This window comes from Variovorax sp. SG517 (assembly GCF_013376045.1).
Classification (GTDB): Bacteria; Pseudomonadota; Gammaproteobacteria; order Burkholderiales; family Burkholderiaceae_C; genus Variovorax.
Genome location: NZ_JABMJG010000014.1, coordinates 73,063 through 87,401, shown reverse-complemented (window position 1 = coordinate 87,401; position 14,339 = coordinate 73,063). Strand labels below are relative to the sequence as shown.

At 69.0% G+C, this 14,339-nt stretch carries 10 protein-coding genes; 5 read left to right on the top strand and 5 right to left on the bottom strand.

Annotation, left to right across the window (positions count from 1 at the left end; genetic code table 11):
- Positions 1-147: 147 nt before the first annotated feature.
- Together FHT32_RS31885 and FHT32_RS31880 are read right to left on the bottom strand one after the other, a co-directional pair.
- The gene (locus FHT32_RS31885) at positions 148-1,227 is read right to left on the bottom strand and encodes an ABC transporter ATP-binding protein (protein ID WP_176668555.1); all 1,080 of its coding nucleotides are present in this window, start codon (positions 1,225-1,227) and stop codon (positions 148-150) included.
- Positions 1,228-1,258: 31 nt separating this feature from the next.
- Positions 1,259-2,293 (bottom strand): putative 2-aminoethylphosphonate ABC transporter substrate-binding protein, encoded by a 1,035-nt coding sequence (locus FHT32_RS31880; RefSeq protein ID WP_176668554.1) that lies wholly within the window; start codon positions 2,291-2,293, stop codon positions 1,259-1,261.
- A 296-nt stretch (positions 2,294-2,589) separates the two neighbouring features.
- Here FHT32_RS31880 and FHT32_RS31875 point away from each other — a divergent pair, with 296 nt between their 5' ends.
- Positions 2,590-3,150 carry a phosphonate degradation HD-domain oxygenase gene (locus tag FHT32_RS31875; protein WP_176668553.1) on the top strand — a complete coding sequence of 187 codons (561 nt, stop codon included), beginning with the start codon at positions 2,590-2,592 and terminating at the stop codon, positions 3,148-3,150.
- A 108-nt stretch (positions 3,151-3,258) separates the two neighbouring features.
- Positions 3,259-5,049 (top strand): ABC transporter ATP-binding protein/permease, encoded by a 1,791-nt coding sequence (locus tag FHT32_RS31870; protein WP_176668552.1) that lies wholly within the window; start codon positions 3,259-3,261, stop codon positions 5,047-5,049.
- Here the strand turns inward: FHT32_RS31870 and queC are convergent.
- The 3 genes from queC to FHT32_RS31855 form a co-directional block, all read right to left on the bottom strand.
- On the bottom strand, positions 5,001-5,735 hold the full coding sequence (gene queC, locus FHT32_RS31865) for a 7-cyano-7-deazaguanine synthase QueC (protein ID WP_176668609.1): 735 nt from the start codon (positions 5,733-5,735) through the stop codon (positions 5,001-5,003). The genes FHT32_RS31870 and queC overlap by 49 nt on opposite strands.
- A gap of 202 nt (positions 5,736-5,937) precedes the next feature.
- A complete protein-coding gene (locus tag FHT32_RS31860) occupies positions 5,938-6,411 on the bottom strand; it encodes a DUF1854 domain-containing protein (protein WP_176668551.1) in 474 nt (157 codons plus the stop codon).
- Positions 6,408-8,696, bottom strand: a complete 2,289-nt coding sequence (locus tag FHT32_RS31855) for an ABC transporter ATP-binding protein (RefSeq protein ID WP_176668550.1) — start codon at positions 8,694-8,696, stop codon at positions 6,408-6,410. The genes FHT32_RS31860 and FHT32_RS31855 overlap by 4 nt, the downstream gene beginning before the upstream one ends.
- 85 nt (positions 8,697-8,781) lie before the next feature.
- On the opposite strand from FHT32_RS31855, the gene cphA (FHT32_RS31850) reads away from it, so the two are divergent.
- The 3 genes from cphA (FHT32_RS31850) to FHT32_RS31840 all read left to right on the top strand — a co-directional run bounded on the left by cphA (FHT32_RS31850) (position 8,782) and on the right by FHT32_RS31840 (position 14,268).
- Positions 8,782-11,073: a cyanophycin synthetase gene (cphA, locus tag FHT32_RS31850; protein ID WP_176668549.1), complete on the top strand. Its 2,292-nt coding sequence runs from the start codon at positions 8,782-8,784 to the stop codon at positions 11,071-11,073.
- Positions 11,074-11,119: 46 nt separating this feature from the next.
- Positions 11,120-13,687 carry a cyanophycin synthetase gene (gene cphA, locus FHT32_RS31845; protein ID WP_176668548.1) on the top strand — a complete coding sequence of 856 codons (2,568 nt, stop codon included), beginning with the start codon at positions 11,120-11,122 and terminating at the stop codon, positions 13,685-13,687.
- 152 nt (positions 13,688-13,839) lie between these two features.
- Positions 13,840-14,268 (top strand): hypothetical protein, encoded by a 429-nt coding sequence (locus FHT32_RS31840; RefSeq protein WP_176668547.1) that lies wholly within the window; start codon positions 13,840-13,842, stop codon positions 14,266-14,268.
- Positions 14,269-14,339: the final 71 nt, after the last annotated feature.

The following is a 14,339-nucleotide window of genomic DNA, read 5'->3' as shown; positions in this document are numbered from 1 at the left end:
CGCCGATGGGGTGCCTTGCGCAGCGAAATAAAGGAGGAGGCCGCAGGCCGGGGGACATTCGCGGAGCAAGGTACCCCGTCGGCGTGAGCGCGCCCTGAACGGCGAACGTCAAACACAACGACAGAGCCCAAGCTGGAGGAATTCATCTCAATGCGCCAGTACAGACAGCGCATTCAACGGCAACTGGATATGCACCATGCTGCTCGGCACCAGCGGCTCGCCGCCGCCGCTGCGCGCATCGGCGGGCAACTCGGCCTCGATCTCGATGCCCAGCGGCTCGCAGGCCAGCCGGGCGCAGGTGCGGTTGCCGAAGAACTCCGTGTCGAGCAGGCGCGCCGCGAAGCTGTTGGCGCCGAGCTCGGTGCCGAAGCGCTTCACCACCACGTGCTCGGGGCGGATGCCCACGGTCGCCTGCGAGCCCACGCTGAGCTTGCCCGGCGCGCACAGCAGCTCGCTGTCGCGCACGCGCACCTTGCCGTCGGCCAGCACCGTGGCGGGCAGCATGTTCATGCGGCCCACGAAGCCCGCCACGAAGCGGGTGCGCGGCTGGCGATAGAGCTCGTCGGGCGTGCCGGCCTGCTCGATGCGGCCGTCGTGCATGAGCACCACGCGGTCGGCCATCGAGAGCGCCTCTTCCTGGTCGTGCGTGACCATGATGGTGACGATGCCCAGGCGCTTCTGCAGCGCGCGGATCTCGCTGCGCAGCGTGGCGCGCACCTGCGCGTCGAGCGCGGAGAGCGGCTCGTCGAGCAGCAGCAGGCGCGGGTTGGGCGCAAGCGCACGCGCCAGGGCGACGCGCTGCTGCTGCCCGCCGGAGAGTTGCACCGGGTACTTGTCGGCATGCGCGGCGAGCCCGACCAGATCGAGCATCTCGCGCGAACGCCTGGCCATCTCGCGGGCCAGCGCGCCCGTGGGATGCAGGCCGTAGGCGATGTTCTGCGCGGCCGTGAGGTTGGGAAACAGCGCGTACGACTGAAACACCACCCCGAAGCCGCGCGCCGCGGGCGGCAGGCCCGCGATGTCCTGGCCGCCGAGCAAAATCTGGCCGCTGTCGGCGCGCTCGATGCCGCAGACGATGCGCAGCAGCGTGGTCTTGCCGCAGCCCGAAGGGCCGAGCAGGCAAACGAACTCGCCGGGTTCGATGTCGAGGTCGATGCCGTCGAGCACGCGGGTGGCGCCGAAGGACTTGCCGATGCCGCGAAGGGAAAGAAAGCTGCTGCTCGTCATGGCCCGGTACCGTCTTGCTTCGATGTCGGGATCAAAGTGGCTTCTTTTCCGACTTCGATTCGTAGCGCCTGGACCACTCCGTCAGGATGCGCTCGCGGTTGGCGGCGGCCCAGTTGAAGTCGTTCTTGGCCAGCAGCTTCTCGACGTCGCCCGGTACGAATTCGAGCTTCTCCTGGACACCAGGCAGCGCGAGCACGGCGAAGTTCTTCGCGTACAGCTCGTTGGCCTGCTTCGTCACGGCCCAGTCGGCCAGCGCCTTGGCGGCTTCCTGCTTCTTGCTGGTCTTGATGATGCCGGTGGCTTCCATGTCCCAGCCCAGACCTTCCTTGGGCAGCACGATGTCGATGGGAGCGCCGTCGCGCTTGGTCTTGTTGGCGCGGTATTCGAAGGACATGCCCAGCGCGAACTCGCCGGCGCCGGCCTGGCGGCAGGGCTTGCTGCCCGACTGGCTGTAGATGCCGATGTTCTGGTGCAGCGCGTCCATGTATTTCCACGCCTTCTCTTCACCCATCATCTGGATCCAGCCCGACACCATCAGGTAGCCCGTGCCCGAGGCGGCCGGGTTGGGCATGGTGATCTGGCCCTTGTAGACCGGGTTGGTCAGGTCAGCCCAGCTGGCGGGCCTGGGCAGGTTCTTCTTCTGCGCTTCGGCGGTGTTGAAGCAGATCGCCGAGGACCACACGTCCATGCCGACCCACTTGGGCGGGTTGGCCGGGTCGCGCATGTTGGACTTGATGGCGTCCAGGCCCTTGGGCGCGTAGGGCTGGAGCATGCCCTCCTTGTCGAGCAGCATCAGCGAGGTGGCGGCCAGGCCCCAGACCACGTCGGCCTGCGGGTTGGCCTTTTCGGCCAGCAGCTTGGCGGTGACGATGCCGGTGGAGTCGCGCACGAACTTCAGCTCGATGCCCGGGTTCTCCTTTTCGAAGGCGGCCTTGTAGGCCTGCACCTGGTCGGCCTCGAGCGCGGTGTAGACCAGCAGTTCGGTGCGGCCCTGGGCCGAGGCGGCGAAGGCCAGCGAGAGCAAGGCGGCCGGCATGGCGGCCCAGCGGATGGAACGATGCAGCATGGACTGGGTTTCCTTGGGAGAAAGTGGAAGGAGGAAGGAAGGCGGCGGGGACCGGACGGACGCGAAATCGAAAGTACACAGAGCCGGCCGGTGACGAATGGCGGCGATGTTGGCAGCGGCATATGACAGTGATTTGTCAAAATGCCTCAAAAAAACTCAAATACCCAAAAACGCGCTAAGGCGCGACGCTTGCCGGCCCTCTCGCCGCGGCTGCGTCATCCAGGTGTCACCGTGGCGCGGCAGACTCGCGGACTTATTGCCCTTTGCTTTCGCGTCGCCCGCCGCACCCCACTTCCATGACACTCGACCTCGCCGAGATCGCCCGCCTGTTCGCCGAGCGCGGTGGCCTTGCCTACGCGGGCGAACCGGTGTCGCAGCTGGAACATGCGCTGCAATGCGCCTGGCTTGCCGAGCAGGCCGGCGCGAGCGATTCGCTGGTCACCGCGGCGCTGCTTCACGACCTGGGCCACCTGCTGATCGCCGAGCACCAGACGCTTTCGCACTCTCCCACCCAGCTGGGCATCGACGACCGCCACCAGTACATCGCCCTGCCGCTGCTGCGCGGTGCATTCGACGTGGGGGTGCGCGAGCCGATCCGGCTGCATGTGGACGCCAAGCGCTACCTGTGCGCGACCCGGCCCGACTATTTCTCCAGGCTCTCTCCCGATTCCGTGCGCAGCCTCGCGCTGCAGGGCGGCGTGATGGACGCCGACGCAGCCCAGCGCTTCGCCGCGCACCCATGGGCCGGCGATGCCATCCGGCTGCGGCAATGGGACGAGGAAGCGAAGGTCGAGGGTCTGCAGACACCGCCGCTGGCCCACTTCCTGACGACGGCCGCACGGGTGCTGCTGGGCTGACGGCACTTTTCCGAGGGCCGGGACCGGTTTCAGGCCGGTTTAAGAAACATTTGTCTACGATGGTCTCCTCACCATGACCGGCGCGCGAGCGCCTGCGAGGAAATCCGAATGTCCCTATCAGTCACAGCTCGCGCTGGCTCGTTCATCCAGGTGCTGCGCCGTGTTTTCAGGCTTGCGGCGCCTTATTTCAAGTCGGAAGAGAAATGGCGGGCGCGGACGATGTTTGCAGCCATCGTTGCGCTCAACCTGGCCTATGTCTATGCGCTGGTGCTTTTCAACCAGTGGTACGGCCGCTTCTACGACGGCCTGCAGAACAAGGATGTGACGGTGTTCTGGCGCGAGATCCGCGTGTTTCTCGTGCTCGCCTTCTTCAACATCGCGCTGCAGGTGCTCAAGTTCTACGTGACGCAGCTGCTGCAGCTGCGCTGGCGCGCCTGGATCACGCGCAACTATCTCGGCCGCTGGATGGCAAACCGCACCTTCTACGAGATGGAACTGGCGCGCTACGCCAGCAAGGAAGGCACGACGCCCGACAACCCCGACCAGCGCATCCAGGAAGACATGCAGCTGTTCACCAGCGCCACCATGACGCTGTCGATGGGCCTGCTGAACGCCGTGGTCACCCTGGTGAGCTTCGTCGGCATTCTCTGGGGCCTCTCGGGAACCACCGAGTTCTCGCTGAGCGGCACCACCTACCAGGTCGCGGGCGCGATGGTCTGGCTCGCGCTGGCCTACTGCGTGGTCGGCACCATCATCACCCACTACATCGGACGGCCGCTGATCGGGCTGAACTTCCGCCAGCAGCGCTTCGAGGCCGACTTCCGCCACCACCTGGTGCGCGTGCGCGAGTATAGCGAAGCGATCGCGCTCGACCGCGGCGAGAAGGTGGAACACGGCCAGCTCGACCTGCGCTTCGGCTCGGTGCTGCGCAACTACCTGCAGCTCATCAAGCAGCAGAAGAACCTGGTGACCTTCACTGCCTTCTTCGGCCAGGCGGCGGTCATCTTTCCGTTCGTGGTCGCGGCTCCTCGTTTCTTCAGCGGCGCGATCCAGCTCGGCCAGCTGATGCAGATCTCATCGGCCTTCGGCAAGGTGCAGGACTCGCTGAGCTGGTTCGTCGACAACTACGACAGCGTGGCCGTATGGCGCGCGACCACCGACCGTCTCACCAGCTTCGACGACGCGATCCGGGCCCGCGCCGCGCAAGAAAACGCTCTCGAGCGCAGCGATGCGCCCTCGCTGCAGGCCGACGGTCTCTCGCTGAACCTGCCGAACGGCACCTCGCTGCTGGCGAATGCGGCGCTCGCCGCGAAGGCCGGCGACAGCGTGCTGGTGCAGGGCCCGTCGGGCAGCGGCAAGTCGACCCTGTTCCGCGCCTTCGCGGGCATCTGGCCGTTCGCGCGCGGACGGGTGCAGGTGCCGGCCGACGCGATGTTCGTGCCGCAGCGGCCCTACATGCCGGACGGTCCGCTGCGCGTTGCGCTGGCCTATCCGGAGGACGCCTCGCGCTACAGCGACGAACAGCTGCGCCAGGCCCTGAACGACGCCCTGCTGCCCGAGTTCGCCGGCCGGCTGGACGACAGCGACGCGTGGAGCCAGAAACTGTCGGGCGGCGAGCAGCAGCGGCTCGCCATCGCGCGCGTGCTGCTGAAGAAGCCCCGCTGGGTCTTTGCCGACGAAATCAGCAGCGCACTGGATGCGCCGGCCGAGCGCACGCTCTATCAGCGGCTTTCCGAGATGGTGCGCGCGGGCGGCGGCGCGATGGTCTCCGTGGCCCATCGCGCGGCGGTGGGCGAGTTCCACAACCAGCGCTGGACGCTGGTGCCGGAAGCCGAGGGCGCGGCGGCGCGCTACCGCGTGGAGGTCGCGGCGGCGCCGGCGGGCAGCGCCGCCGCGTAGCGCTCCCACCCCTTCTTGCGCAGGTCGCAGGCAGGGCACTCGCCGCAGCCGTAGCCCCACGCCTGGCGATGGGTTCGATCGCCCAGGTAGCAGGTGTGGGTTTCCTCCACGATCAGGTCGACCAGCGGCTCGCCGCCCAGGCGATGGGCGAGGCTCCAGGTCTCGGCCTTGTCGATCCACATGAGCGGCGTCTCGATGACGAGGCGACGCTCCAGCCCGAGCGAGAGCGCGAGCTGCATCGCCTTCATGGTGTCGTCGCGGCAGTCGGGGTAGCCCGAGAAGTCGGTCTCGCAGACGCCGGTCACGATCACCTGCAGCCCGCGCCGATAGGCCAGCGCGCCGGCGAGCGTGAGAAACAGCAGGTTGCGCCCGGGCACGAAGGTGTTGGGCAGACCGTCGGCCTGCATCGCGAAGGCGACCTCTTCCGTGAGCGACGAGCCGCCCAGCTGCGCGAGCGCGGCGAGCGTGAGCACGTGGTCTTCGCCCAGGCGCGGCGCCCAGTCGGGAAAGCGTTCGCGCATCTTCGCGAGGATGCTGCCGCGCACGTCGAGCTCCACGCGGTGGCGCTGCCCGTAGTCGAAGCCCAGGGTTTCGACGCGCTGGTACTTCGAGAGTGCGTCGGCGAGGCAGGTGGTCGAGTCCTGGCCGCCGGAGAACAGAACGAGGGCGGTGGTGTGCAGGGGCATATCCGTCAACGGCGAGGCCGTTGTAGTCCAAAGGCGCAATTTTCGCAGGCTGCGCGAGGCCGTGGATACGAGCCCGCGCATGGGCGCCAAACGCCTGGCCGCATGGATCGTCACCCTTGCGGTGCCGCTGGCACTCGACATGGCCTGGCTTGGCGTCGCCGCCATGGACGGGCTGGTTGGTTAGCGGCGCGGCCGCCTTCGCCTAGAGGAAACGCTCGAGCAGCTTGCGCGAGGTGCGGTCGAGCGTCTTCACGTCCGGAATGCGGAACTGCACGCCGTGCGCGCTCGCAATGAGCAATGCGCCGCCTTCGAGCCGGCGGATGTCTTCCTCGGCCTTGAGCACGAAGCTGGTTTCGCCGCGGTCGGTGCTGATGGTCCAGGTGCTGGGCACGCCGAAGCTCGACACGCCGTGCAGCTTCAGCAGCGTGGGCGCGAAGTCGCGCACCGCGAGGTCTTCCTCGAGCAATGCGCGGGCCTGCGCCGGCAGCTGCTCGACGCTGTCGATCCAGACCAGCTCCCGCCCCTCGCTGCCGACCAGCGAGATGCCGTGGCCGGGCGCGCTCAGCGGAAAGGCCCGCACGGGCACGATGCCGACGTGGCGCTCGCCCTGGGCGTCGACCAGCACGAGGCGGCCGAAGGGGTCGCGTTCCAGTTGGAATGGGTTGCTGCTTGTCATGCGTCACCTGCCGGATGGGCCGCGTGGGTGATGGCGACCGGCGCCTGCGCGCTGGCACGCTCGTCGGCGGCGCCTTCGCTCGCGTCGTCGTCGCCCTGGCGCAGCTGCGCCTGGTAGAGCCGCCAGTAGGCGCCCTGCTTCGCCATCAGCGCGTCGTGCGGGCCGACCTCGACGACCTCGCCGCGGTCCATGACCACGAGCCGGTCTGCCTTGCGCAGCGTCGACAGGCGGTGCGCGATGGCGATGGTGGTGCGGCCCTGCACGAGGTTGTCGAGCGCCTTCTGGATTTCCTTCTCGGTCTCGGTGTCCACCGCCGAGGTCGCCTCGTCGAGGATCAGGATGCGCGGATCGATCAGCAGCGCGCGCGCGATGCTGATGCGCTGGCGCTCGCCGCCCGACAGGCCCTGCCCGCGCTCGCCCACCAGCGAGTCATAGCCGTGGGGCAGGCGCAGGATGAAGTCGTGCGCATGCGCGGCGCGCGCGGCGGCCACGATCTCCTCGCGCGTGGCATCGGGCTTGCCGTAGGCGATGTTCTGCGCGATGGTGCCGAAGAAGAGGAACGGCTCCTGCAGCACCAGCCCCACGTGGCGGCGGTAGTCGGCCACGGCGAAGCGGCGGATGTCGGTTCCGTCTACCTTGATGGCGCCGTCGGTCACGTCGTAGAAGCGGCAGATCAGGTTGACCAGCGTGCTCTTGCCCGAGCCGCTGTGGCCCACGAGGCCGATCATCTCGCCGGGCTCGATGGTCAGGTCGAGGTCGTGGATGACCGCGCGCGACCCGTAGCGGAAGCCCAGCCCGCTCATCTCGATGCGGCCCTGCACTCGCTCCACCTTCACCGGGTTGGCGGGCTCGGGCACGTTGCTCACGTGGTCGAGGATGTCGAAGATGCGCTTGGCGCCCGCTGCGGCCTTCTGCGTGACCGAGACGATGCGGCTCATGGAGTCGAGCCGGGTGTAGAAGCGCCCGATGTAGGCGATGAAGGCGGTGAGCACACCCACCGTGATGCTGCCGCGCGCCACCTGCCAGATGCCGAAGGCCCAGACCACGAGCAGGCCGATTTCGGTGAGCAGCGACACGGTCGGCGTGAACAGCGACCAGGTGCGGTTGAGCTTGTCGTTGACCTGCAGGTTGTAGACGTTGGCGACGCGGAAGCGCTCGGCCTCGCGGCGCTCCTGGGCGAAGGCCTTCACCACGCGGATGCCCGGGATGGTGTCGGCCAGCACGTTGGTCACCTCGGACCAGACGCGGTCGATCTTCTCGAAGCCGGTGCGCAGGCGGTCGCGCACGACGTGGATCATCCAGGCGATGAAGGGCAGCGGCACCAGCGTGACCACCGCCAGCAGCGGGTTGATGGAGATCAGGATGACCGCAGTCATCACGATCATCAGCACGTCGTTGGCGAAATCGAGCGCGTGCAGCGACAGGAAGACGTTGATGCGGTCGGTTTCGGAGCCGATGCGCGCCATCAGGTCGCCGGTGCGCTTGCCGCCGAAGTAGTCCAGAGGCAGGGTCAGCAGGTGCTCGTAGGTGGTGGTGCGCAGGTCGGCGCCGATGCGCTCGGACACCAGCGCCAGCAGGTAGGTGCGCGCCCAGCCCAGCCCCCAGCCGACCAGCGCCGCGATCAGCAGGCCGCCCAGGTACAGGCCCACGCGCATGGTGTCGATCTTCTGGCCGTTCTGGAACGGGATCAGGATGTCGTCCATCAGCGGGATGGTCAGGTACGGCGGAACCAGCGTGGCGGCGGTGGAGAACAGGGTCAGCAGAAACCCTGCGATCAGCTGCTTGCGGTAGGGTTTGGCAAAGCGGCCGAGGCGCAGCAGCACCCAGGTGGAGGGCGGGGTCTGGAGCTCGGTGTCGGCGGAATCGTCGCCGTCGGCCGTCTCGACGGCCTCGGGTGTCTCCTTGGCGACATCCGACATGCGCTGGCCGAACAGCTTGAGAAGCCGAAGGGCCGCGACCTGCCCGGCCAGGGTGTAGCGCCAGCGCGCCAGCCGGCCCGAGGGCCCCGTCAGATCGAGGGTTCCGACGCCCGCGTGGTCGGAAACGCGCAATTCCAGGGCCGCGTCGGTTAGCGGCCACTCACGCCAAGTGCCATCGGGATCGAGCGAAATCAGCTTCCGGTCAGTCAGGGCGACTAGGCCGGAGGCGAAGCGAAGTTGGTCGTCGAGGTCAACCGTCAGTGTTACCAGAACGTTTTCCGCGACTGCGAGGCGGTTTTTCAGTGCTTGTGCTGATGCCGCTTCTGTTTCGCCCTCCCGGGTGCCGACTGGATCGTGATGTTGCATTGTGTTTCTTTGACTCTTGCCCGTCGCGGGCCGCATGGACCGCGTCATGGCGCCCCAGGTCGGGCGCCGATTCTGACCGATAGCCATGGGCGCGCTTGAAGGCGCCGTGGTGCTCGGCCAAAGCACATCGAACGTTTGCATGACCCGTTTCGACGACATCCGCCTGCTGCGCATCAATTATTTGCGCGGCCCCAACCTCTGGACCTACCGTCCGGTGCTCGAAGTCTGGCTCGACCTGGGCCAGCTCGAAGACTACCCCTCCAACAAGATCGACGGCTTCACCGACCGCCTGACCACCCTGCTGCCGGCGCTCATCGAGCACCACTGCGGCGTCGGCGAGCGCGGCGGCTTCATCCAGCGGCTGACCGAAGGCACCTGGTCGGGGCACGTGCTGGAGCACGTCGTCATCGAGCTGCTGAACCTGGCGGGCATGCCGACCGGCTTCGGCCAGACCCGCAGCACCTCGGAACACGGCGTCTACCGCATGGTGTTCCGCGCGCGTGACGAGCAGGTCGCTCGCGTGGCGCTGGCCGAGGGCCACCGCCTGCTGATGGCGGCCATCAACAACGACCCGTTCACCGCCGCCGACGTGCAGAAGGCCGTCGACGCGGTCAAGGCCAAGGTCGAAGACTGCTACCTCGGCCCGAGCACCGCCGCCATCGTGGCAGCGGCCACCGATCGCGGCATTCCCCACATGCGGCTGAACAGCGGCAACCTCGTGCAGCTGGGCTACGGCGCCAACCAGCAGCGCATCTGGACCGCCGAGACCGACTACACCAGCGCCATCGGCGAATCGATCGCCAGCGACAAGGAGCTGACCAAGTCGCTGCTCGCGAGCTGCGGCGTGCCCGTGCCCGAAGGCCAGGTGGTCGCCGATGCCGAAGAGGCCTGGGAAGCCGCCGAGGACATCGGCCTGCCCGTGGTCGTGAAGCCTTCCGACGCGAATCACGGCCGCGGCGTCTCGCTCGAGCTGACGACGCGCGAGGAAGTCATGGCCGCCTTCGCGGTCGCCGAGCCCGAGGGCAGCGACGTGATGGTCGAGCGCTTCATCCGCGGCCACGAGCACCGCCTGCTGGTGGTGGGCGGCGAGGTCGTGGCTGCCGCGCGCGGCGAGATCATCACCGTGACCGGCGACGGCAAGGCCAGCGTGCGCGAACTCATCGACAAGCAGCTCAACAGCGACCCGCGCCGCGGCGCCGAGGAAGAGTTCCCGCTCGACGTGATCCTGATCGACACCGACGCCAAGCTGCAGCTCGAACTCAAGCGCCAGGACCTCAGCGCCGACGCCGTGCCCGCCGCCGGCCGCGTGGTCACGATCCAGCGCAACGGCAACATGGCCAACGACTGCACCGACCTGGTCCATCCCGAAGTGGCGCACGCCGCCGTGCTGGCCGCGCGCGTGGTGGGCCTGGACATCGCGGGCATCGACCTCGTGGCGCAGGACATTTCCAGGCCGCTCGGCCCGCAGGGCGGCGCAATCGTCGAAGTCAACGCCGGCCCCGGCCTGCTGATGCACCTGAAGCCGGCCGTCGGCTCGCCGCGCCCGGTGGGCCGCGCGATCTGCGACCACCTGTTCCCCAACGACGCACCCGGGCGCATTCCCGTGGTCGGCGTGGCCGGCTCGCGCGACACCGCCGTGCTGGCGCGCCTGGTGGCCTGGCTCATCAACCTGGGCGGCCGCCACACCGGCCTGGCCTGCCGCGACGGCCTGTTCCTCGAGCGCCGCCGCGTCGACGCGCGCGACAGCGCCAACTGGGAAGCCGGCCACCGCCTGCTGGTGAACCGCGCCGTGCAGGCCGTGGTGATCGAGAACGGCGCCGAGACCATCCTGCGCGACGGTCTCCCGTACGACCGCTGCGAAGTGGGCATCGTCACCGACCTCGACGGCTGCGAAGCGCTGGCCGACTACGACATCACCGAGAGCGACCAGATGGTCAAGGTGCTGCGCACGCAGGTCGACGTGGTGCTGCCCGAGGGCACGGCCGTGCTGAACGCCGCCGATGCGCGCGTGGCCGGCCTCGCGCCGTTGTGCGACGGCGCCGTCATCCTCTACTCGGCCGACGCGCAGGCCCCCGCGCTCGCCACGCACCAGAGCGCCGGCGGCAAGGCCGTGCTCGTGCGGCAAGACCGCGTGGTGCTGGCCAACGGCACCAGCGAATCGTTCCTGCCGGGCCTCGGCCGCCTGACCGTGTGGCGCGCCACCCATGCCGGCGTGAGCCTCGAAAGCCTGCTGGCCGCCGTGGCCGCGGCCTGGGCCATGGGCATTCCGCTCAACCTGATCGGTGCCGGCGTCGAAGCCTTCGAGGCCGATCTGCAGGCCGCGCTGGCCTCGCTGCAGCTCTCGCAGACCCAGCCTCTCCAACCCCAATTCGTCTGAGGCATCTTCGCCTCGCCAGATAGACAGCAGCAGCTCTCGCAGCCCCATGAAAGTCACCCGCACCCGAGCCCTTCGCGGGCCCAATCTCTGGAGCCGCCATACCGCCATCGAGGCGGTCGTGGCCTGCCAGGGCGACGAGAACGCCATCAGCAAGCTGAGCGGTTTCGAAGACCGCCTGCGCGCACGCTTCCCGACCATCGGCGAACTGCACCCGATGGTGCTGGGCCAGCCGCTGGCGCTGGCCCACGTGCTGGAGAACGCCGCCGTCGCGCTGCAGGCCCAGGCCGGCTGCGCGGTCAACTTCGGCCACACCTCTCCCACCGTGGAAGAAGGCGTCTACCAGGTCGTGTTCCAGTACACCGAGGAGGCCGTGGGCCGCCGCGCCGCCGAGCTGGCCGAGGAGCTGATCGTCGCCGCCCAGAACGACACGCCCTTCGACGCCGAAGCCGCCATCGCCGAGTTGCGCGACCTCGACGAATCGGAGCGCCTGGGCCCGAGCACGGGTTCCATCGTCGATGCGGCCGTGGCGCGCGGCATTCCGTTCCGCCGCCTCACGCGCGGCAGCCTGGTGCAGTTCGGCTGGGGTTCGAAGCAGCGCCGCATCCAGGCCGCCGAGGTCGACAGCACCAGCGGCGTGGCCGAATCGATCGCGCAGGACAAGGAGCTGACCAAGCAGCTGCTCAACGCCGCCGGTGTGCCGGTGCCGCTGGGCCGCCCCGTGAGCAGCGCGGAAGACGGCTGGGCCGCCGCCAACGAGATCGGCCTGCCGGTAGTGGTGAAGCCGCAGGACGGCAACCAGGGCAAGGGCGTGACGGTCAACATCAACTCGCGCGAGGAGCTGTTCGCGGCCTACGAATCGGCCGCCGTCTACGGCGAGGTGATGGTCGAGAAGTTCCTGCCCGGCTTCGACTTCCGCCTGCTGGTGGTGGGCGACCGCCTCGTGGCCGCCGCGCGCCGCGATCCGCCGCAGGTGATCGGCGACGGCAGTTCCACCGTGCGCCAGCTGGTCGACACGGTGAACCTCGATCCGCGCCGCGGCGAGGGCCACGCCACTTCGCTCACCAAGATCCGCCTGGATGACATCGCCATCGGCCGGCTCGAATCGCAGGGCCTCACGCCCGACAGCGTGCCCGCGCGCGGCCAGCGCGTGGTGCTGCGCAACAACGCCAACCTGTCCACCGGCGGCACCGCCACCGACGTGACCGACACCGTGCACCCCGAAGTCGCGGCGCGCGCCGTCGACGCGGCGCAGATGGTCGGCCTGCACATCTGCGGCGTCGACATGGTCTGCGAGAACGTGCTGCGCCCGCTCGAAGAGCAGCATGGCGGCGTGGTGGAAGTGAATGCCGCGCCCGGCCTGCGCATGCACATCTCGCCTTCGTTCGGCCGCGGCCGCGCGGTCGGCGAGGCGGTCATGGACACGCTCTTCGCCCATGGCGACGACGGCCGCATCCCCGTGGTGGCCGTCACCGGCACCAACGGCAAGACCACCACTGCGCGCCTCATCAACCACCTGCTCGCATCGAGCGGCCTGCGCACCGGCATGACCAACACCGACGGCGTGTACGTCGACGGCCGCCAGACCGACAGCGGCGACTGCAGCGGCCCCAAGAGCGCGCGCAACGTGCTGATGCACCCCGACGTCGACGCGGCCGTGTTCGAAGTGGCGCGCGGCGGCATCCTGCGCGAGGGCCTGGGCTTCGACCGCTGCCAGGTGGCGGTGGTCACCAACATCGGCAGCGGCGACCACCTGGGCCTGAACTACATCACCACCGTGGAAGACCTCGCGGTGCTCAAGCGGGTGATCGTGCGCAACGTGGCGCCCGACGGCTACGCGGTGCTCAACGCGGCCGACGCGAACGTCGCCGCCATGGCCGCGGGCTGCCCCGGCCACGTGATCTTCTTCACCGCCGACCGCATGCACCCGGTGATGGCCACGCACCGCGCGCAGGGCAAGCGCACCGTGTACGTCGACCAGGACACGCTGGTGGCCGCCGAAGGCTCCTGGCGCGAGCGCATCGCGCTGCGCGACGTGCCCATCACGCGCGGCGGCAGCATCGGCTTCCAGGTCGACAACGTGATGGCCGCCGTGGCCGCCGCGTGGGGCGTGGGCCTCGACTGGGACACCATCCGCAGCGGCCTCGCGAGCTTCATGAACGACGCGGCCGGCGTGCCCGGGCGCTTCAACGTCATGGACTACCGCGGCGCGACCGTGATCGCCGACTACGGCCACAACACCGACGCCATGCGCGCGCTGGTGTCGGCCGTGGACACCATGCCGGCGAAGAAGCGCTCGGTGGTCATCAGCGGCGCGGGCGACCGGCGCGACTCCGACATCCGCGACCAGACGGCCATCCTCGGCGAAGCCTTCGACGACGTGATCCTCTACCAGGACGCAGCCCAGCGCGGCCGCGCCGACGGCGAAGTCATGGCGCTGCTGCGCCAGGGCCTGCAGGGCGCGGCCCGCACGCGCTACGTCGACGAGATCCGCGGCGAGTTCGTGGCCATCGACGCCGCGCTGGCGCGCCTGCAGCCGGGCGATCTCTCGCTGATCCTCGTCGACCAGGTCGAGGAAGCGCTCGCTCACCTGGCCCAGCGCATCGCCGCCGGCTGAAGCCGGCCTTGCCGGACACGTCCCACACGCAGGGGCGAGTCCGGCCCGTTCGGCGGCGTGCGGCTGTCCCACAGCCACCGCCCGCCCCCGACAGCACACTGAGGCTCCGGTCACGCACCCTCCTGGAGGGGCGTGCATTCACAGGAGCCCTCATGAGAACAAGCCTTCGTTCCATTCTTTCCGCCACGGCACTCTTCGCCGCCAGTGGCTTCATCGCCTTCGGCGCGCAGACTGCCAGCGCACAGGCCACAGGCAGCGCAGGCAGCGCAGGCAGCGACGCCCGCATGCAGAAGGAGCGCGCCGCCTGCGACGGCGTGCAGCAGGACCGCGCAGCCTGCCTGCGCGAAGCCGGCGCCGCGCGCCAGGAAGCCGGGCGCGGCGGACTCACCAGCCCCAGCCCCGCGCGGGAACAGGTCAATTCGCTCGCGCGCTGCAGCGAACTGCCCGCCGCCGAGCAGCCCGACTGCGAAGCCCGCATCAAGGGCGGCCCGCGCACCACCACCGAAGGCAGCGTGATGGGCGGCGGCGTGATCCGCGAGACCGTGACGCCGCTTCCACCTCAACCTGCGCCGGCGCGTTGATACGTCGATACAAGCGGCAGGGTCGATGCGTGAACCCGGGCCGCTGCGCACAGTCCAACTTCTCCCTGGTC

Bases quoted from the DNA above. Each gene is read 5' to 3' on its own strand.
- FHT32_RS31885 (WP_176668555.1), bottom strand. From the start codon at position 1,227: ATGACGAGCAGCAGCTTTCTTTCCCTTCGCGGCATCGGCAAGTCCTTC.
- FHT32_RS31880 (WP_176668554.1), bottom strand. From the start codon at position 2,293: ATGCTGCATCGTTCCATCCGCTGGGCCGCCATGCCGGCCGCCTTGCTC.
- FHT32_RS31875 (WP_176668553.1), top strand. From the start codon at position 2,590: ATGACACTCGACCTCGCCGAGATCGCCCGCCTGTTCGCCGAGCGCGGT.
- FHT32_RS31870 (WP_176668552.1), top strand. From the start codon at position 3,259: ATGTCCCTATCAGTCACAGCTCGCGCTGGCTCGTTCATCCAGGTGCTG.
- queC (WP_176668609.1), bottom strand. From the start codon at position 5,735: ATGCCCCTGCACACCACCGCCCTCGTTCTGTTCTCCGGCGGCCAGGAC.
- FHT32_RS31860 (WP_176668551.1), bottom strand. From the start codon at position 6,411: ATGACAAGCAGCAACCCATTCCAACTGGAACGCGACCCCTTCGGCCGC.
- FHT32_RS31855 (WP_176668550.1), bottom strand. From the start codon at position 8,696: ATGCAACATCACGATCCAGTCGGCACCCGGGAGGGCGAAACAGAAGCG.
- cphA (WP_176668549.1), top strand. From the start codon at position 8,782: ATGGGCGCGCTTGAAGGCGCCGTGGTGCTCGGCCAAAGCACATCGAAC.
- cphA (WP_176668548.1), top strand. From the start codon at position 11,120: ATGAAAGTCACCCGCACCCGAGCCCTTCGCGGGCCCAATCTCTGGAGC.
- FHT32_RS31840 (WP_176668547.1), top strand. From the start codon at position 13,840: ATGAGAACAAGCCTTCGTTCCATTCTTTCCGCCACGGCACTCTTCGCC.